Source organism: Phenylobacterium sp. (genome assembly GCF_031984885.1).
GTDB lineage: Bacteria > Pseudomonadota > Alphaproteobacteria > Caulobacterales > Caulobacteraceae > Phenylobacterium.
Genome location: NZ_DAMABV010000007.1, coordinates 1 through 17,600, shown reverse-complemented (window position 1 = coordinate 17,600; position 17,600 = coordinate 1). Strand labels below are relative to the sequence as shown.

At 69.8% G+C, this 17,600-nt stretch carries 17 protein-coding genes; 4 read left to right on the top strand and 13 right to left on the bottom strand.

The features are described 5' to 3' along the window. Nucleotides 1-4: 4 nt before the first annotated feature. The 5 genes from RTL41_RS11840 to RTL41_RS11820 all read right to left on the bottom strand — a co-directional run bounded on the left by RTL41_RS11840 (nucleotide 5) and on the right by RTL41_RS11820 (nucleotide 4,454). A complete protein-coding gene (locus RTL41_RS11840) occupies nucleotides 5-559 on the bottom strand; it encodes a F0F1 ATP synthase subunit delta (RefSeq protein WP_312164605.1) in 555 nt (184 codons plus the stop codon). 186 nt (nucleotides 560-745) lie between these two features. Beyond that, nucleotides 746-1,033, bottom strand: a complete 288-nt coding sequence (locus RTL41_RS11835; protein ID WP_312164603.1) for a hypothetical protein — start codon at nucleotides 1,031-1,033, stop codon at nucleotides 746-748. Between the two features lie 168 nt (nucleotides 1,034-1,201). Next, nucleotides 1,202-1,543 (bottom strand): CC_3452 family protein, encoded by a 342-nt coding sequence (locus RTL41_RS11830; RefSeq protein ID WP_312164602.1) that lies wholly within the window; start codon nucleotides 1,541-1,543, stop codon nucleotides 1,202-1,204. A gap of 356 nt (nucleotides 1,544-1,899) precedes the next feature. Beyond that, entirely contained in the window at nucleotides 1,900-2,913 is a 1,014-nt protein-coding gene (locus RTL41_RS11825) for a MerR family transcriptional regulator (RefSeq protein ID WP_312164600.1), read from the bottom strand. Nucleotides 2,914-2,969: 56 nt separating this feature from the next. Further along, nucleotides 2,970-4,454 (bottom strand): FAD-binding oxidoreductase, encoded by a 1,485-nt coding sequence (locus tag RTL41_RS11820; protein ID WP_312164598.1) that lies wholly within the window; start codon nucleotides 4,452-4,454, stop codon nucleotides 2,970-2,972. A 188-nt stretch (nucleotides 4,455-4,642) separates the two neighbouring features. On the opposite strand from RTL41_RS11820, the gene RTL41_RS11815 reads away from it, so the two are divergent. Next, nucleotides 4,643-6,610: a penicillin-binding protein 1A gene (locus RTL41_RS11815; protein WP_312164596.1), complete on the top strand. Its 1,968-nt coding sequence runs from the start codon at nucleotides 4,643-4,645 to the stop codon at nucleotides 6,608-6,610. Nucleotides 6,611-6,619: 9 nt separating this feature from the next. On the opposite strand, the gene RTL41_RS11810 is transcribed toward RTL41_RS11815, so the two are convergent. From RTL41_RS11810 to RTL41_RS11800, 3 genes are all read right to left on the bottom strand, one after another. Continuing rightward, the gene (locus RTL41_RS11810) at nucleotides 6,620-8,449 is read right to left on the bottom strand and encodes a PBP1A family penicillin-binding protein (protein ID WP_312164594.1); all 1,830 of its coding nucleotides are present in this window, start codon (nucleotides 8,447-8,449) and stop codon (nucleotides 6,620-6,622) included. Nucleotides 8,450-8,798: 349 nt separating this feature from the next. Beyond that, a complete protein-coding gene (locus tag RTL41_RS11805) occupies nucleotides 8,799-9,536 on the bottom strand; it encodes a SprT family zinc-dependent metalloprotease (RefSeq protein ID WP_312164592.1) in 738 nt (245 codons plus the stop codon). A gap of 9 nt (nucleotides 9,537-9,545) precedes the next feature. Next, entirely contained in the window at nucleotides 9,546-10,817 is a 1,272-nt protein-coding gene (locus tag RTL41_RS11800; RefSeq protein WP_312164590.1) for a polyhydroxyalkanoate depolymerase, read from the bottom strand. A gap of 127 nt (nucleotides 10,818-10,944) precedes the next feature. Here RTL41_RS11800 and RTL41_RS11795 point away from each other — a divergent pair, with 127 nt between their 5' ends. Beyond that, nucleotides 10,945-12,102: a hypothetical protein gene (locus RTL41_RS11795; RefSeq protein ID WP_312164589.1), complete on the top strand. Its 1,158-nt coding sequence runs from the start codon at nucleotides 10,945-10,947 to the stop codon at nucleotides 12,100-12,102. Between the two features lie 7 nt (nucleotides 12,103-12,109). Here RTL41_RS11795 and RTL41_RS11790 read toward each other — a convergent pair whose 3' ends face one another. Further along, nucleotides 12,110-12,715 (bottom strand): SCO family protein, encoded by a 606-nt coding sequence (locus tag RTL41_RS11790; RefSeq protein WP_312164587.1) that lies wholly within the window; start codon nucleotides 12,713-12,715, stop codon nucleotides 12,110-12,112. Between the two features lie 148 nt (nucleotides 12,716-12,863). On the opposite strand from RTL41_RS11790, the gene RTL41_RS11785 reads away from it, so the two are divergent. Both RTL41_RS11785 and RTL41_RS11780 read left to right on the top strand, forming a co-directional pair. Further along, entirely contained in the window at nucleotides 12,864-14,189 is a 1,326-nt protein-coding gene (locus RTL41_RS11785) for an ActS/PrrB/RegB family redox-sensitive histidine kinase (protein WP_312164585.1), read from the top strand. An 80-nt stretch (nucleotides 14,190-14,269) separates the two neighbouring features. Next, entirely contained in the window at nucleotides 14,270-14,827 is a 558-nt protein-coding gene (locus tag RTL41_RS11780) for an ActR/PrrA/RegA family redox response regulator transcription factor (RefSeq protein WP_312164584.1), read from the top strand. On the opposite strand, the gene mmcB is transcribed toward RTL41_RS11780, so the two are convergent. The 4 genes from mmcB to RTL41_RS11760 form a co-directional block, all read right to left on the bottom strand. Further along, nucleotides 14,824-15,279: a DNA repair putative endonuclease MmcB gene (gene mmcB / locus RTL41_RS11775; protein WP_056024864.1), complete on the bottom strand. Its 456-nt coding sequence runs from the start codon at nucleotides 15,277-15,279 to the stop codon at nucleotides 14,824-14,826. The genes RTL41_RS11780 and mmcB overlap by 4 nt on opposite strands. A gap of 41 nt (nucleotides 15,280-15,320) precedes the next feature. After that, nucleotides 15,321-15,842: a lipocalin family protein gene (locus tag RTL41_RS11770; RefSeq protein ID WP_312164578.1), complete on the bottom strand. Its 522-nt coding sequence runs from the start codon at nucleotides 15,840-15,842 to the stop codon at nucleotides 15,321-15,323. A 105-nt stretch (nucleotides 15,843-15,947) separates the two neighbouring features. Continuing rightward, a complete protein-coding gene (locus RTL41_RS11765) occupies nucleotides 15,948-17,078 on the bottom strand; it encodes a ferritin-like domain-containing protein (RefSeq protein ID WP_312164576.1) in 1,131 nt (376 codons plus the stop codon). Nucleotides 17,079-17,179: 101 nt separating this feature from the next. Next, nucleotides 17,180-17,503 (bottom strand): YnfA family protein, encoded by a 324-nt coding sequence (locus tag RTL41_RS11760; protein WP_312164575.1) that lies wholly within the window; start codon nucleotides 17,501-17,503, stop codon nucleotides 17,180-17,182. Between the last annotated feature and the right edge of the window lie 97 nt (nucleotides 17,504-17,600).

The following is a 17,600-nucleotide window of genomic DNA, read 5'->3' as shown; positions in this document are numbered from 1 at the left end:
GGGCTTACGCTCTCTTCAGGGCGAACTTGAGGGAGTCGAGCTTCGAACGCAGCGAAGCATCGAACAGACGGGAACCGACCTGCACCTTGATCCCGCCCAGGAGGGCCGGATCGACGCGGGTCTCGATTTCGGGGTCTTTGCCGAGCGCGGTTCGCAACGCGGCGGCGACGCCCTTGGATTGAGCCGGGGTCAGCGGCACGGCCGTGGTCACCTGGGCCGAGACCGCGCCACGCGCGCTCGCCGCCAGGCTTTCGAAGGCCGTGATCACCGCGAGCAAGGCCGAGGCGCGGCCGTTGGCGGCCAGCAGTCCCAGGAACTTGCGGGTGGTGGGATCAAGCTTCGCCTTCACGCCAAGGGCGGCCAAGGCCTTGCCCTTGTCGTCGGCGCTGAACGCCGGCGAGGCCAGCAAGGTCCGCAGATCCTTGCTGTCGGCGCTCATTCTTTTCAGCGCCTTGAGGTCGGCCTCGACGGCCGACAATTTCTTTTCATCGTTCGCGAGATCGAACAGGGCTTGTGCATATCTGCCGCCCACATTCGAAGCCTTGGAATCGTCCGCCACTTATTTTGTCCGCCCGGTGCGCGCAAAAGGCCGCGGCGAAGAAATCTCCACTGCGACCCTAAAGGCTTGAAAGCGCTTGGAAAAGCACAATGGCCATCGAGACTGGAAAAGCCCCTGGCCCGAAGCCGCGCGCCTGATAGCACGCGATTTTCGGCGTCGCAACCAAACCGGCCGCGACACCTTGTATTATCTGGCCTTCACCCTACGGAACACGGCGGCCCCGGTAGCCAGCACCGCGCCCTCCCCGTTCAGCACGCGGCCATAGGCGAACACTAGGGTGCGGGTCGCCCGGTCCACCCCCGCCTCGACGTTCACCGCCGCGCCCGGCTGGGCGGCCAGGCCATAGTCGATGGTCAGGGAGACGGGTTCGGCGTCCGGCCCGGCGGCCTGGGCCAGGGCGGGTTCGAGCAGGCCCGCGAGCGCCGCGGGGCCTTCGGGGAAAATGGTCTGTCTGGAAATCACGTCGTCGGTCATGGCGGCCGGTCATAAGCGCCGCGTCGGCCGGGGCCAAGCGCCCAAGGCCATGCGCACATAGAAAGACGGGCGCCGGAGCATGGCTTCCGGCGCCCGAGTTACAGGCTCGACTAGACTAGCGGCTGGGAGGCGCGCCTAGATTTGCGCGAACCTGGGTTCCTGCCAGCCTTAGCGGCCGGCGACCTGCTGGGCCGGCAGCGCCGCGGTGTTGCACTGCTCGAGCTTGGCCGCTTCCAGTTGCTTGCGCGCGCCGCCGAACGAGACGACCGCGCCGACGTTCTTGGCCACTTCCTTGCAGGTCGTGGCGCCGTAGGTGCGCGATGACGGCGCCGCCGCCAGGCAGGTGTCGCCTTCACAGAGGAAGACGGCGCCGCCGGCGATGAACTTGGTCTTCTCGGCGACCGGGGTCTGCAGCTTGGCGGTGATCGGGTCGTCGGCCATCGCCGCGCCGGCGGCGAAGGAGACGGACATCATGGCGGCGCAGGCGGCCGCGAGGGTACGGAGCTTCATCGAAAGCCCTCCAGCAATCGGGGAGAAAAGGCGAGTCCTTGCGGGACACGGCTCGGCGCAATCCGGGATTTCCGCAGCCGGTATCCCCACCGGCCGCGCGAGTTGAACTAAGCATCGCTAAGATAACAGTGTTAAGATCATCGGCAACCGCTTTTTTCGCACCGCGGTTATGCGAAAATGTGGGGGTGCAATGGGATAACGTCGTTCCCATGTAAGCGGCCCCCTCCCACGCCCGGTTGCGCCGGGGCGGGCAGCGCGACAGGCGCCCTCCTTTCGAAGCCGAGTGCGCCACGGCGAGCGCCGCCGATCAAACGATGCTTTGGCCGCATGGTTGGTGAGCTGGGCTCACCACGCCGTCAGGCCGCGTCCGGCCGCCAGGCGATCACGCCCTCCGTCCTCGCCCGCACCTCCGGCGGGGCCAGGCAGGTGGCGACGGCCTCGTAGCCGGGGGCGCCGGGACAGGGCGCGACGCGGGTCGGGACGGCGTGGTTGGCCGGGCAGAGAAGGATCGCCTCGTTCGGACCCACGGCCGCGAGATCCAGGATCGAGCTGGAGCGGGTCATCAGGAACAGCGGCGGCCGGCCGGGCGCGCGGCGGCGCAGGTGCGCGATGAGCGCGGCCTGGGCGTCCTCGTCCAGCCCCTGCTCGACCATGTCGACCACCAGCGGCCCGTCGAACTCCAGGCCGACCAGCAGGACGCTCATGGCCTCGCTGGGGCGGGCGCCGTCCTCGACCAGCCAGGCCAGGACCTGCTCGACCCGCGCCTTGAGCTCCCGATCGGCCGCGAGCCGCGCCAACGCCCCCTCCTTGCCGCGATCGAGCCCCAGGAAGCCGCCGCCCGGCAGTTCCTGCGCCAGCCGCATGGCCAGCCGCGTCTTGCCGCTGCCCAGCGGCCCGACGATGTAGGTCAGGGGCGCGATGTCGCGCAGCTCGAACCGCTCCCCGCCCCAGGGCCACGGCAGGTCGAAGGCCACGCTGGGCCCGGCGCCGACCAGCCCCGACAGGTCCCCCGCGGCCGGCGCCTGGCCGCCGGTCAGCCGGGCCCGCATCCCGCGGACCTTCTCCAGCGTCCCGGCCAGATCGCGGGCCTGGCCTTCGAGCGCCGCCTGGTGCGCGGCCAGGGCCGGCTCGAGGTCGCGCGGATCCCCGTCCAGCACCCGCGCCACCTGCGCCAGGCTCAGGCCCAGCGCGCGCAGCACCGCGATCTCGCCCGCCCGCGCCATCTGGCCCGGGCCATAGGCGCGCCAGCCCGCCGCCGTGCGCACCGGCGTCACCAGTCCACGCCGCTCGTAGAGCCGCAGCGCCTTGGCCGACACGCCCAGCCGCCGGGCCGCCTCGGAAGCACTCAGGAATTCAACGGAACCGCTCACGAATCACCTCGCCATCGCTGACCGTCGCCTTCATGGGAGCGGCCCCAGGGGCCGGGTCAAGCGGCGGCGAGGCGTGGAGCGAAGTAGCGATCCCACATCGTATTCCGGAACAGGCCGCCGGGGTCGAACCGACGCTTGGCCGCCAGGAACTCGTCCAGCCGCGGATAGGCGCGATCCAACTGGTCCGCTCGCGCGTGCAGCCGATAGGGCAGATAGAACGAGCCGCCATGCGCCAGCGCAGCGTCGATCAGCCCCTGGGTCATGCCCTTGAAGCCGGCGTCCGCCTCCTGGGTCTTGCGTTGGGAGAATGACATCACCGCCGCGACGCGGTCGCCGGGAGCAAAGGCCATGACGCTGTCCGGATCGGCCCCGACATAGCGCAGGGTGATGTTGAGCAGCTCCCCCTCCGCTTTGGGGATCACCGTGCGACAGGCTTCCAGGAATCCGCTCAGCCGATCCGGCGGCAGAAAATATTCGTGCAGGATGTCGGTGCGGCGCGGATCGCGCTCGGCCAGCACCTCGACCGGGGTGCTGATCAGCCGGCTGCGGGTCGTCGGCCCCTTTTGCAGACCTGGCCCGACCTCGGTCTCCGCATACCAGCGGAACGCCTTCGCCGCGTCCGAACCGATCTGGGCGCGATAGATGCTACGCGTAATCCCGTCGAGCGGATCGCGCTCACCCTCGGCCAGCGGCGCCGGATCGCCTGGCAGCTCCTGATAGGTCACCATCTGGGCCTCTTCCAGAAAACCCTCGCGTCCCACCGACACGCGGCCGTAGGCCATCCTGGTCCTCGCCTCACGCACCGCCTTGTGGAAGGCCGGGCCAAACCTGTCTGCGGTCATCCGGCTGAAGCGCGGCGCCAGCCGGACGTTGCGGACCATCTCGACCTCCAGCTCCATGATCACGCCCAACAGGCCGTAACCGCCCATCGCCAGCCGGAACAGGTCGGCCGCCTCCTCGCGCGAGCAACGAACGATCTCGCCGTCCGCCAGCATCATGGTGATGGCGCGCACCGTCGACCCCATCGGCCCTTGCGGCACTGCCCATCCGTGGACATTGACCGAAAAGGCTCCGCCCAGCGTGAAGTCGCTGTTGGCCTGGGTGACCTTCGGCGCGAAGCCGATCGGGTCAAGCGTGCGGATCACCTGGTTCCAGCGCACGCCCGCGCTGGCGCGATAGGTCTGCGCCTGAGTGTCGGGATCGCACCAGCCCCGATCCAGGGTGATCGCCGTCCCGCCCGCGGCAAGGCTCTGTCCGCCCATGGAGTGCCGCGCGCCGCCGACGCAGACCGGCCGACCGGCGGCCCTGGCGTCGCCGAGTTCGCGCCGAAGCAGATCCTCAAGACTCCGCTCGCGGCCGCCCGGCCGCCAATGGCGTTTCACGCGTGTCGGACTGAGGCCGCTCGCATCGTTCAGCGCAAGCCCGATCCCGGACTCCGCTGCGGGCTTGCTGCACCCATGGCTCGCCAGCGCCGCCGCCGTCACGCCCAGCGCGCTGCGCCGCGAAAGGTTTTGCATGTAGTCTCGCCCGCGAAACACCACCTAAGCTTGAGCATTGCGCCGCCTGGTCGCGATCGGCAAGCCTCGGCGGCGACGGCGGACAGCCGACCCCTTGAGCGAGACCGATAGCCAAGCTTGTTCACCTCCCATCAATCATGTCGCGCATTTGGTGCGTCTAGGTTATCTCTCCGCGTCGGGGCGGGTAATCGGCGAACTCTTTAGGACGACACATGGCCAAGTCAGGACCGGGCCCTCGCCGGCCGGCCCAGCGCACCCCGTTGCAGGCGCTTCTCTACTGGACCGCGGTCCTGGGCGTCTGGGGGCTGATCTTCGTGGTCGCCTTCTTCGCCGTGTTCGCGGTCGACCTGCCCGACACCTCCAAGCTCTATGACGTCCAGCGCCAGCCCTCGGTGTCGTACCTCGACCAGTCCGGCGCGCTCGTCGCCGTGCGCGGCAGCCAGAACACCCCGCCGGTCGATCTCGACACGCTGCCGGCCTATGTGCCCAAGGCGTTCATCGCCATCGAGGACCGCTGGTTCTACTGGCACCCCGGGTTCAACCCGTGGGGCATCCTGCGCTCGCAGATCTACAACATGCAGAACAAGGGCGGCCCGCTGCGCGGCGGCTCGACCATCACCCAGCAACTGGCCCGCAACCTCTTCCTGACCCCCAGCCAGAACTACCGGCGCAAGGCCCAGGAGCTGATCCTGGCCATGTGGCTGGAGGCCAAGTTCTCCAAGAAGGAGATCCTCGCCCTCTACCTGAACCGGGTCTATTTCGGCGGCGGCGCCTATGGGATCGAGGCCGCCTCGCAGCGCTATTTCGGCAAGCCCGCCTCGCAGCTCACCCTGGGGGAAAGCGCCCTGCTGGCCGGCATGATGAAGGGCCCCAGCCGCTATTCGCCGGTCTCGGCCACCGACCGCGCCGAGCGCCGCGCCACCATCGTGCTGGACGAGATGGTCCGCATCGGCGCGATCACCCCGGCCGAACGCGACGCGGCCTTCAAGACCCCGGTGCGGGTCAACCCGACCCTGGCCAACCAGCGCGCCCAGTACTTCACCGACTGGGTCGACGACCAGGTCCGCAGCCTGGTCGGCGAGCCGACCGAGGACCTGGTGGTCGAGACCACCCTCGACCTGCCGATCCAGACCGCCGCCGAGCAGGCGATCCGCAAGGGCGTGGAGACCGGCAAGGCCCAGGGGGTCGAGCAGGGCGCCCTGGTCGCCATCGACGGCGAGGGCCGCATCCGCGCCTATGTCGGCGGCGTCAGCTACGCCGACAGCCAGTTCGACCGCGCCACCACCGCCCGCCGCCAGGCCGGCTCGGCGTTCAAGCCGTTCGTCTATCTGGCGGCCATGGAGGCCGGCCGCACGCCCGGCGACATGGTGGTCGACGAGCCGATCAGGATCGGGACCTGGTCGCCGCGGAACTACACCAACGACTTTCGCGGGCCGATGACGCTGCAGACCGCGCTGGCCCAGTCGATCAACACCGTCGCCGCGCGGCTGGCCAACGACGTCGGCACCGGCAACGTCGCCGCCGCCGCCCGCCGCCTGGGCGTCAACTCCCACATCCAGCTCGACCCTTCGATGGCGCTGGGCGCGGTCGAGGTCAGCCCCCTGGAGATGGCCCAGGCCTACGCCCCGTTCGCCAACGGCGGCTTCCTGGCCAAGGGCTACGGCATCCAGCGCATCCGCACCGCCGGCGGCAAGATCCTCTACGACCACAGCGTCGCCAGGACCGAGCGCACCCAGGTCGTCGGCACGCCGGCCCTGCAGTACATGAACCAGATGATGCGCCAGGTGGTGACCAGCGGCACCGGGACCCGCGCCAGGGTTCCCGGCTACGACCTGGCCGGCAAGACCGGCACCACCAGCGATTACCGCGACGCCTGGTTCGTCGGCTACACCGGCGGCTTCGTCACTGCGGTCTGGGTCGGCAAGGACGACAACAAGCCGATGAAGCGGGTGAGCGGCGGCGGCGCCCCGGCCGGCATCTGGCGCGACTTCATGGGCCAGGCCCTGCCGCGCCTGAAGGTCCAGGCCATTCCCGGCGGGACCTATACGCCGCCCGCCCCCAGCGACCCGATCGGCGACCTGGTGGACGGCATCGCCGACGCGATCGGGATCGGCGGGCCGCCCGCGGCCCAGCCGCAGGCGCCGCAGCCGAAGGTCCCGGTCGACGACATCCCGTTCTAGATCGGCGGGCTAGATCGGCGGCGCGTCGATCACCTCGGCCGTGGCCGTGGCCGGGGCGGCCTCCGGGGCCTCCAGCAACGTCTCGATGGTCTGGGGCGGCGGCGCGGCCGGCGGCGGGCCGAATGGGATCGCCTGGGGCGGATTGCGCTTCAGCGCCGTGGCCATGAACCCGCGCCACAGCTCGGCCGGGGCGCCGCCGCCGGTGATCCGCCGCATCGGCGCGCCGTTGTCGTCGCCCATCCAGACCACCGTGACGAAGCCGCCGGTGTAGCCGGCGAACCAGGCGTCCTTGTAGTCGCTGGTGGTGCCGGTCTTGCCGGCCAGGTCGTAGCCCGGGATCTTCGCCCGCGTCCCGGTGCCGGCCGCGACCACGCCGCGCAGCATGCGGTTGAGGTCGCTCAGCGCCGGATTGCCGATCACGTTCACCGCCGCGCCCGCCTTGCGCTGATAGAGCACCTGGCCGCCGACGCTGCGGATGCGCTCGATGCCATAGGCCTGGACCCGGTCGCCGCCGTTGGCGAACGCGCCATAGGCCTGGGCCATCTCCAGCGGCGAGACCAGGCTGGTGCCCAGCGCCATGGCCGGGTCGGTGTTCACCGCCGAGACGATCCCCAGCCGCCTGGCCGTGGCCGCCACATTGCCGCGCCCGACCTCGTCGGCCAGCCGCACGGCGACGGTGTTGGTCGACTGCGCCACCGCCTGTTCCAGGGTCAGGGTCCCGGCATAGGTGTCGCTGTAGTTCTGCGGCGACCAGGCGCCGATGGTGATCGGCTCGTCGACCACGGTCATGTCCGGCGTGCGCCCCGCCTCCAGGGCGGTCAGGTAGACGAACGGCTTCCAGGCCGAGCCCGCCTGGCGCCGGGCGGTGACCGCGCGGTTGTAGGGCGCGGCGACATAGTCGATCCCGCCGACCATGGCCCGCACCCGGCCCTGGCCGTCCAGCGCCACCAGCGCCGCCTGGCTGACGTTCTGGGCCTTGTAGCGCTCGACCACCGCCCGCGCCGTCCCGGCGGCCGCGACCTCCAGCTCCATGTCCAGGGTCGTCTCGACGATGATGTCCTGCTTGGGCGCGCCGACCAGTTGGCGGCGCTGGCCGTCCAGCCAGTCGATGAAGTAGTTGGCCGATGAGCTGTAGGCCCCGCCCGCCAGCTTCAGCGGCTGGGCCATGGCCTGCTTGCGCTGGGCCGGGGTGATCGCGCCGGTCTCGACCATGGCGGCCAGCACCAGGTCGGCGCGGGCCGCCGCGTTCTGCGGCGCCTCGATCGGATTGTAGTTGGTCGGCGACTTCAGCACCCCGGCCAGGGTGGCGGCCTCGCGCAGGCTCAGCCTGGCCGCGCTCTTGCCGAAATAGCGCCGCGAGGCCTGCTCGATCCCATAGGCCCCCGAGCCGAAATAGACCCGGCTGAGATAGAGCCCCAGGATCTGCTTCTTCGAATAGGTCCGCTCCAACTGGACGGCGTACATCACCTCCTTGGCCTTGCGCTCCATGGTCTGGTCGGAGGTCAGGAACAGGTTGCGCGCCAGTTGCTGGGTGATGGTCGAGGCGCCCTGCGCCGCGCGGCCCTGCTCGGCGTTGACCACGATGGCCCGCGCGATGCCCATCGGATCGAACCCGCCGTGCTCGTAGAAGCGCCGGTCCTCGATGGCGACGAAGGCGGCGGGGACATAGGCGGGCAGCTTGGCCGTGTCGACCGGCGGCCCATAGCGGCCGCCCCGCACCCCCAGCACCGCGCCAGCGCGGTCGACATAGACCACCTGCGCCTCGCGCTTGATCGGCGGCAGCGGCGGCAGTTCGGGCGCAGTCAGCGACAGCGCCGCGGCGAGCGCGAAGGAGATCAAGTCTTAAGGCTCCGGCGGCCGCACGCGCGGCCATGGCTCCTTCTCCCCCCGGTTCGGGGTGGAACCAAGATAATTCGCGGTAATGGTCGCGTCCCGACGACGCCGTCCTCGGAGACCTAACAGCCCCAAAAGCTCAACTGACTTGATGACACCTGTTTTTCTCCGGTGGCGGTTGGCGCAAGCTGCTCGGCGGATTTTGAAACACCAGTGCGCCTTTGGCGCGTTTGTCGCGGGTCTCCTCCCCGTGTCATCCCGGAAAGCCCGCAGGGCTTGTCCGGGACCCATTCGCGCCGCGCCTGACGAATGAGGCGCGGCCCCGCCCCAAAAACTCAACGGACACGAGACATCCCTACCGCCCGAACGCGTGCAGCCGCGCGCCCTCGGCCCGCAGCCAGGCGCGGTGCGGCTTCTCGTCCCCGACCAGGGCGCCGACATGGGCCCAGAACTTCGGGCCGTGGTTCAGCTCCAGCAGATGGGCGCATTCGTGGGCGGCGACATAGTCGGCGACCTCGAACGGGGCCAGGGCCAGCCGCCAGGAATAGCGGATCGCCGCCGGCTTGCCGGGCAGTCCCGGCCGGCAGGAGCCCCAGCGCGCGCGGGCGTCCATCATGGTCACGCTGGGCAGCCTGGCCCCCAGCCGGTCGCAGTGAAAGGTCGTGCGCTCGGTGAAGACGCGCAGCGCCTCGCGCTTGATGATCCTGATCACGGCGTTGGCGAAGGTCGCCCCCTCGCCGCGGGCGCTGATCCGCATCGGCGCCGCGTCGGTGGCGGCGTGCAGCCGGGCCGGCCTGTCGCTGGCCTCCAGCCGGCACGGCGTCCCGAACAGGCTGATGGTCATGCCCGGCGCGATGGGCTGGCCCTGCGGCAGCTCGGCCAGCCGCTCGGCGATCCAGGAGGCGCGGTCGCGCGCGAAGGCCGCCGCCTCGGGCAGCCGCCGCTGCGAGGGCGCGGTGGCGATGATCTCACGCTTCGTGCGGTCGAGGCGCAGCGAGATCCGCCGCGCGCGGCTGTGAACCTTCAGGCGGACCGTGGCGCCGGCCACCTCCAGCCGGTCGCCGTCCGCCAGCGAGCGGCCGAAGAGACTCATGGCGCCAGCCTAGGCTGCGTCGCGGGCCTTTTCGATAGCGCCTTCCATGCGGCGGATGAACGCGCGCACCCGCGGATAGATCTCCTCGCGGAAGCGGCGGCCGTTGAACACCCCGTAGTGGCCCACATGCGGCTGCACATAGTCCTCCTTGAAGTCGTCCGACAGCCCGGTGCACAGCGCATGCGCCGCCTGGGTCTGGCCGATGCCGGAGATGTCGTCGTTCTCGCCCTCGACGGTCAGCAGGCCGATGTCGTTGATCGAGCCCGGCTGGATCGGCCGGCCGCGATGCGCCAGCTCGCCCTTCGGCAGCAGGTACTGCTGGAACACGTAGTCGATGGTCTGGAGATAGAATTCTTCCGGCAGGTCCAGCACCGACAGGTACTCGTCGTAGAACTCCAGGTGCTTCTCGGCCGCGTCGCCGTCGCCCTTCATCAGGTCCTCCAGGTAGCGCCGGTGCGCGTCCTGGTGCTTTTCGGCGTTCATCGACATGAACGAATAGAGCTGCACGAAGCCCGGATAGACGCGCCGCCCCATGCCCGGATAGGGCGCCGGCACGGTGTCGATCATGGTCGACTTGAACCAGGCGAACGGCTTTTCCTCGGCCAGCTTGTTGGTCACCGTCGGCGATAGCCGCGCATCGATCGGCGAGCCCATGATGGTCATGGTCCCGGGGCGGCAGTCCTCGCCGTCCTCGGCCATCAGCGAGGCGGCCGCCAGCACCGCCGGGCCCGGCTGGCAGACGGCGACCACGTGCGGGCGCGGGCCCATCTGGCGCAGCATGTCGCGGACGTGGTCGACGAAATCGTGGAAGTCGAAGCGGCCTTCCATCACCGGCACGTCGCGGGCGTTCGACCAGTCGGTGATGAACACCTCGTGGTCCTGCAGGAAGGCCTCGACCGTGCCGCGCAGCAGCGTCGCATAGTGGCCCGACAGCGGCGCGACGATCAGCACCGCCGGCTCCAGCTCGCGGCGCCCGGCCCGGCGCATGTCGGCCATGTCGCGGTTGAAGTGGATCAGCTTCACCCACGGCGTCGACCACACCTCGGTCGGCCGCACCCGCACGTTCTCGCCCTCGATCCGGACGGAATCGACGTTCCAGTCCGGCCGGCCATAGCGGCGGGTCAGGTTGGCGAACAGGTCCGAACCGGCGAACAGCCGCCGCCCCAGATCGGAGTCCTTGGCCGGATTGAGCGGCGACGACCAGAAGTCTCGCGTGGCCCGCGCGGCCCAGCGCAGCGGGGTGGAGGCGTAATAGCCGGCCTCATAGAGCGTGTAGAGCATCGCCGAGTCCTCATTGCTGCGGCGCAGCATAGCACGGCGAAGATTAAGGGAGTCCAGTGGAAAGCCGCTCGAAAACGCGACAAGGTGAAGCTGGCGACGCTCAAGCCGCTGTCGGGGATGACGACCGATGCGCACGATCTGGCCCTGGGCGATCTTGCTGGCGGCGGCCGCCGCCTTGCTGGCCGGCTGCATGAGCCCGCCGGCGCGACCGGCGCCCGAGGGCGTCCGGCTGACCCCGCTCCGCACGATTTCCACGCTCGAAGCCAAGATCCTGCTGCGCCTGACGGGCGTGCGCGCATCCGTCGCCTACCCGGTGGACTGCTATCGCATGGAGTATCCGGCGAGCGACGGGAACGGCGGAACGGTCCGGCTCAGCGGCCTCCTGGCGCTGCCGCGCGGCGCGCCCGCCCGCCGGCTGGTGAGCTTCCAGCACGGCACCGCCACCACGCGCACGGCCGTGCCCTCGAAGCCCGACGGCACGGGCCTGGCCGCGGCCGTCGTCTTCGCCGGCGCCGGATACATGCTGATCGCGCCCGACTATCCGGGCATGGGAACCGCGCCCGGCCGGCATCCCTACTATGTGGCCCAGGCCATCGGCCCTTCCGTCACCGCCATGATCGAGGCGGCCGGGCGGCTGGAAGGCGCGCCGGCCGCGCCGGTGTTCCTGGCCGGCTTCTCGGAAGGCGGCTGGGCCACGCTCGCCGCCCTGCGCATGCTCGAGGACGAAGGCCGGCCGGTCCTGGGCGCGGCGGCCGTCGCCGGCGCCTACGACCTGCGGCGCATCTCGCTGCCAGCGGCGATGAAGGGCGGCGCCCCGGCGCACTCGCTCTATCTGGCCTATCTCGCCTGGGGCTACGCCGACCACTATGGCCGCCCGCTGGACAGCGTCCTGACCCCCGCCTACGCCGAACGGGTCGAGCGGCTGTTCAGCGGCACCCCGCCCAAGCAGATCATGGCGGAGCTGCCGAAGGACCCCCGGGCGATGTTCGACCCCGCCCTGCTGCAGGCCTTCGACCATGACCGGCCGCACTGGTTCCTGGACGCCGTCGCCGCCAACGACCTGACCGACCTGACGCCGCGCGCGCCGGTGCGGCTCTACTACGGATCGGCGGACCTCGACGTCGTCCCGGAGGAATCGCTCGCCGCCGCCCGATCCATGCGCGCCCGGGGCGGCAAGGTGAGCGCCGTCGACGTCGGGCCGGTCGGCCATGATCCGTCCATGCTGTCCGCCGCGCCGCTCATCGTCGCGTGGCTTCGCGAGCTGGAGGCCGCCGCCGGCGGCTGAAAGGTCCCTAGCGCATCGCGTCGGCGATCTGGCGCGCGGTTTCCTCCGGCGAGATGCCATAGGGCAGCACCCGGTCGAACTGCCCCTTGGGGTTCATCAGATAGGCCGGGGTCGAGTGGTCGATCAGGTAGTCCGAGCCCTCGCCGTTCTTCTTGTAATAGACGCGATAGGCCTTGGCCGCGGCCGCCACCTGCTCGGGGGCGCCGGTCAGGCCGATGGTCCCCTTCGGGAACACCTCGTTGGAGAGATAGGCCTTCAGTTGCTCGGGCGTGTCGCGCTCGGGATCGACCGAGATGAACACCACCTGCAGCCTGTCGGCCTTGGGACCCAGTTGCTGCTGGGCCGCGCCCAGGACCTGCATGGTCGTCGGGCAGACGTCCGGGCAGTAGGTGAAGCCGAAGAACACCGCCGACCATTTGCCCTTCAGGATCTTCTCGTCCACCGGCTTGCCGTCCTGGTCGACCAGTTGGAACGGGCCGCCGACCAGCGCCGCGCCCGAGCCGCGGGCGGCCGGGCCCTGGCCGTCGAACACGCCCGCGCGCCAGGCCAGCGCGCCCATCAGGACGAGGCCGACGACGCAGGCGGCGATGAGGATCAGGTTGCGGCGGGACATGGGCAGACCTTTGGGGCTCGTCAGGCGCGACGTTAGGCGCGATGCTCGCGGCATAATGGCGTCCATCCGGAACCCGTCGCCGTCGCAGCCGTCGCGCGGTCTCGATAGGCAAACGACCGATCCTGCGCAAGGCGTCGCCGACCTCGGCGTGGCCGGCTGGGGGGTCGAAGGCTGGAACCTGGCCGGGACCCGCGGCGGCCGTCTGCGCATGCGCACCCTGGTCACCCTGCGCTGGATGATCATCGCCGGCGAGCTGCTGGTCTTCGCCCTCGGCGGCCTGCTGCTCGGCTTCGACGCGCCCTACACCCTCTGCTTCACGGTGATCGGCGCCTCGGCCTGGGTGAACCTGCTGACCGGCGTCGCCTCCCCCGGCCAGCGGCTGATCGGCGGCTGGGAGGCGGTGGCCCAGCTCGGCTTCGACATCGGCCAGATCTCGCTGCTGCTGTTCCTGACCGGCGGCGCCGCCAACCCCTTCATCCTGATGCTGCTGGCGCCGGTGACCCTGGGCGCGGCGACCCTCGCCCCGCGCTCGGTGAACCTGCTGGCCGGCCTGGCGATCGCCGCCTCGGTGCTGCTGGCCTTCGTGCACGCGCCGCTGCCGGGGCTGAACGGCGTCTACGCCGAGCTGCCGATGGCGTTCATGATCGGCTGCGCCATCGCCAACATCGCCGGGATCATCGTCATCGCCGGCACCGTCCGCCAGGCGGCCGAGGAGTCCTCGCGCATGGCCCTGGCGTTCGACGTCACCCAGGCGGTGCTGGCGCGCGAGCAGCGGCTGTCGGCCCTGGGCGCCCTGGCCGCCGCCGCCGCCCACGAGCTGGGCACGCCGCTGGCGACCATCTCCATCGTCTCCAAGGAGCTGGCCCGCGAGGCGCCCACCGCCAGCGTCAAGGAGGACGCCGACCTGCTGATCGCCCAGGCCGAGCGCTGCGGCGAGATCCTCCGGCGCCTGACCGACGCCCCGGCCGCCGCCTCCGACGAGGTGCACGAGCGGATGAGCCTGCTGCAGTTGGTCCATGAGGTGATCGAGCCCCAGGCCGACGTGAAGGGCGTGCGGGTCGAGGCCATCGTCTCCGGCGCCCCCGGCGTCGCGGCCCCCGACATCTGGCGCATGCCCGAGGTGCTGCACGCCATGACCTCGTTCGTCGAGAACGCCATCGACTTCGCCGAATCCGAGGTGCTGGTCACCGTGCGCTTCGACGCCGAGAACGTCGGCGTCGAGGTCCGCGACGACGGCCCCGGCTTTCCGCCCGAAGTGCTGTCGAAGCTCGGGGAGCCCTATGTCACCAGCCGCCCCGGCGTCGCCGGCGGCCGGACCGGCCATGTCGGCATGGGCCTTGGCTTCTTCATCGCCAAGACCCTGCTGGAACGAACCGGGGCCACAGTGAATTTCCAGAACGGTAGACCGCGCGGCGCCATCGTCGCGGCCCGATGGCCCCGCGCCCGTATCGAAGTGAAGGCCCCCTCAGCGTGAAGACACTTGCGAAGCTGCGCCAAGCAGCGACATGATGCCGCAGGAGCGTGTGAAAAGAACGCCCCTATCGGAGGTTGCGCATGACCGATCTCTCCGCCGATATCGCCGCCCTTCCGGACAGAAGCCTGCTCGTCCTCGATGACGACGCGCCCCTGCGCACGCGCCTGGGCCGCGCGCTGGAGCAACGCGGTTTCGACATCGTCCTGGTGGGCAGCGTCGCCGAGGCCCTGGCGGCGGTGAAGTCCCATCCTCCCGCCTACGCGGTGCTCGACATGCGGCTGGAGGACGGCACCGGCCTGAAGGTCGTCGAAGCCGTGCGCGAGGCCAGGCCCGATTCCAAGGTCGTCATGCTGACCGGCTACGGCAACATCGCCACCGCCGTCGCGGCGGTGAAGTCCGGCGCCATCGACTATCTCTCCAAGCCCGCCGACGCCGACGACGTGGCCCGCGCCCTGCTGGCCCGCAAGGACGAGGCCCCGGCCCCGCCGGAAAACCCGATGAGCGCCGACCGCGTGCGCTGGGAGCATATCCAGCGGGTCTACGAGCTCTGCGGCCACAACGTCTCCGAAACCGCCCGGCGGCTGAACATGCACCGCCGCACCCTGCAGCGCATCCTCGCCAAGCGCGCCCCGCGTTAGCCCTCGAGCTGCACCGCCGCCACGCCCGCCGCCCGCATCGCCGCCAGCCGTCCGAAGGCGATGGTCAGGGCCTTGCGCCGGGCCGGGGCCAGCGGTGTGACCGGGGTCTCGCGCAGCACCGCCCCGCCGAAGCCGTCGCAGACGATCAGCCCCGGCTCCTCGGGCAGGATCTCGCGCGGGAACTCCGGCGCCACGGCGAAGGCGAAGCGGTCGCAATAGGGCAGGTACTCATGCCACTTGCGGTCGACGCGATAGTCCTCGATCCCCGACTTCACCTCGACGATGGCGATCTCGCCCCGGGGCGACAGGGCCATCAGGTCGGCGCGCCGCCCGTTCGGCAGGGTCACTTCGCTGAGCGGCGCATAGCCCAGGTCGACCAGCAGCCGCGCCGCGCCGCGGGTGACGTTGGCGGTGATCTCCGGCCGGGTGACGGTGACGATGGTGACGTCCATGCCGAAACCATGTTCCGGTTTCGTTCGAGGTGCAAGACCCGTCAGTTGCGGGCCGGCAGCGGGAATTCCAGGCGCCCGACGTCGTAGCCGAGCTGCTTCAGCCGCGCGACCGCCTGCGCCTTGACGCCGGCCGGCAGGGTCGGGCGCTGCGACATCAGCCAGACCGAGCGCCCGCCGGGGGTGCCCAGGATCAGCCAGCCCTGGTCGGCGCGGTGGTCGAGCACCCAGTACTCCTGGCGCACCAGGCCGTTGAAGAAGGTCATCTGCAGCTTGGCGTTGGTCGCGGGGTCGAGGACCTTGGCCTTGGCCTTCCACTCGGTCACCGGCGCCGACAGCGAGCCCTTGTGGCAGGCCTGCACCACCGCGAACCCGTCGGCCGCCCGCTGCCAGTCGGACGTGCCGCCCTGGCACCCGGTCTGGATCTTGTTGGGCAGGCGGGCGACCTCGTACCAGCGGCCCATCATCTGGGTCAGCTCGATCTTCTGGGTCGGCGCCGGAGGCGCGGCCATGGCGGACCCCGCGGCGAGGACGAAGGCGAGGACCATGGAGGCAAGGACGCGCATGACTGACGGAATATCTCGTTGGAATCGGCAAGGCCCGCGGAATCTCTCGCGGGCCTCCACACAATATCAACGCAAATTTTGGCCGTTCCGCGGCGGCGGGCGCGCCTATTCCGCCGCCAGGGTCACGTTGGCGGCGATGCGGTCCTTGAAGTTGATCTTCTGGAGGTACTTGATCCCCTCCTCGGCGATGTCGTCGCCGACCATGCGGTCGCCCTCCGCCTTCAGCTCCTCCATGTCGACATACATGCCGTAGAAGGCCCGGGTGCGGTCGGTGATGATCCCGGCGTTCAGCAGGGTCTTGATCAGCACCCGGAAGATGTTGGTGGATTCCTTCATGTCCTCGCGGCGGACGTCGTCCGTGGCGATGGTCTGGATCTCCTCCAGCACCTTGGCCGGATCGAGCCCGAACTCCTCGTAGAGCGCCGTCTGCTCGCTGGGCGAGACCAGGTTGAACAGCAGGATCTGGAAGCAGTGCGCGGCCCAGTCCTCGACGATGTTGTGCTCGGCCTCCGACAGCTTCGGGATGGTGCGGTCGGCCCAGATCTTCCCGAACTTGTGGTGGAAGGCCTCGTCGGTCATCACCAGTTGCATGAGCTGGCGGCCGAGCGGGTCGTTGAGCTTCTGGTAGAAGGTCGCGAAGGCGCCCATGGCCAGGCCCTCGACCAGCATCTGCATGCCGATGATCTTCTTGTAGACCTCGGGGCTGCCGATGATGTCGACCAGCAGGTCCTGCAGCACCTTGCTGCACTGGATCGGCCGGCCCCAGCGGGCCTTGATGTACTTGGCGAAGGCGGTGACGTGCCGCGCCTCCTCGCGGGTCTGGTTGGCGGCGTACTCCTGCGCGCCCTGGTCCAGCAGCACGTGGCAGAGGCTGGCCGACAGGTTCAGCGCCCCCTGCTCGCCGTGCAGGATCGAGGAGAACGAATAGAGCAGCGACTTGTTGACGAACTGCGCCCGCAGCTCGGGCGTGTTCAGCCGTTCCTTCACATAGTCGGTGTGCAGCGCGACGTTCAGATCCTCGCTGATCAGCGGCTGGCTCTGCATGTCCCAGGGCGCCGAGAAGTCGATGTATTTCGGGTCCAGCGGATCCCAGAAGTGGTCGTGCGTCGCCGAGATGATCTTGTCGAACGCCGAGGAGCGGTTGTTGTAGCGGTCGAGGTCGAGCATCGACTCGAAGTCGTCCGGCGCCACCGCGTCGTAGAGGATGTCCTTGGTGATGTTGCCGTCAGCGGCCATGACGTCTCTCCCTGGTTCCTTGGGCGAAACTCCAACATCGATGTTATGCGGGGTCAAAGGAAAATGACGCACCCGTCAGATTTGTAATCTTCCGCCAAAAGCTAGGCCGCGCGCGGCCCCAGCAGGATGATCCCGGCCCCGGCGATGCACACCGCCGCCCCGATCAGGTCCCAGCGGTCGGGCCGCACCCCCTCCACCGCCAGCAGCCAGAGCAGCGAGGCGGCGACATAGACCCCGCCATAGGCCGCATAGGCCCGCCCCGCCGCGGCGGCGTCCACCAGGGTCAGCAACCAGGCGAACAGCATCAGGCTGGCCACGCCCGGCACGATCCACCAGACCGGCTTGCCCTCGCGCAGCCACATCCAGAACGAGAAGCACCCGGCGATCTCGGCCAAGGCGGCGGCGATGTAGACGATGGCGGTCATGAGGGGACATGGCGCCAGCGGGTCCATCCCCGCAACCCCTCGGGTGTCATCAAGTCAGTTGAGTTTTTGGGGCTGTTAGGTCTCTGAGGACGGCGTT

Coding starts and splice junctions, on each gene's coding strand:
- RTL41_RS11830 (WP_312164602.1), bottom strand. CDS start 1,543: ATGAAGCTCCGTACCCTCGCGGCCGCCTGCGCCGCCATGATGTCCGTC.
- RTL41_RS11805 (WP_312164592.1), bottom strand. CDS start 9,536: ATGAGTCTCTTCGGCCGCTCGCTGGCGGACGGCGACCGGCTGGAGGTG.
- RTL41_RS11835 (WP_312164603.1), bottom strand. CDS start 1,033: ATGACCGACGACGTGATTTCCAGACAGACCATTTTCCCCGAAGGCCCC.
- RTL41_RS11815 (WP_312164596.1), top strand. CDS start 4,643: ATGGCCAAGTCAGGACCGGGCCCTCGCCGGCCGGCCCAGCGCACCCCG.
- RTL41_RS11790 (WP_312164587.1), bottom strand. CDS start 12,715: ATGTCCCGCCGCAACCTGATCCTCATCGCCGCCTGCGTCGTCGGCCTC.
- RTL41_RS11800 (WP_312164590.1), bottom strand. CDS start 10,817: ATGCTCTACACGCTCTATGAGGCCGGCTATTACGCCTCCACCCCGCTG.
- RTL41_RS11770 (WP_312164578.1), bottom strand. CDS start 15,842: ATGCGCGTCCTTGCCTCCATGGTCCTCGCCTTCGTCCTCGCCGCGGGG.
- RTL41_RS11765 (WP_312164576.1), bottom strand. CDS start 17,078: ATGGCCGCTGACGGCAACATCACCAAGGACATCCTCTACGACGCGGTG.
- RTL41_RS11780 (WP_312164584.1), top strand. CDS start 14,270: ATGACCGATCTCTCCGCCGATATCGCCGCCCTTCCGGACAGAAGCCTG.
- RTL41_RS11760 (WP_312164575.1), bottom strand. CDS start 17,503: ATGACCGCCATCGTCTACATCGCCGCCGCCTTGGCCGAGATCGCCGGG.
- mmcB (WP_056024864.1), bottom strand. CDS start 15,279: ATGGACGTCACCATCGTCACCGTCACCCGGCCGGAGATCACCGCCAAC.
- RTL41_RS11795 (WP_312164589.1), top strand. CDS start 10,945: ATGCGCACGATCTGGCCCTGGGCGATCTTGCTGGCGGCGGCCGCCGCC.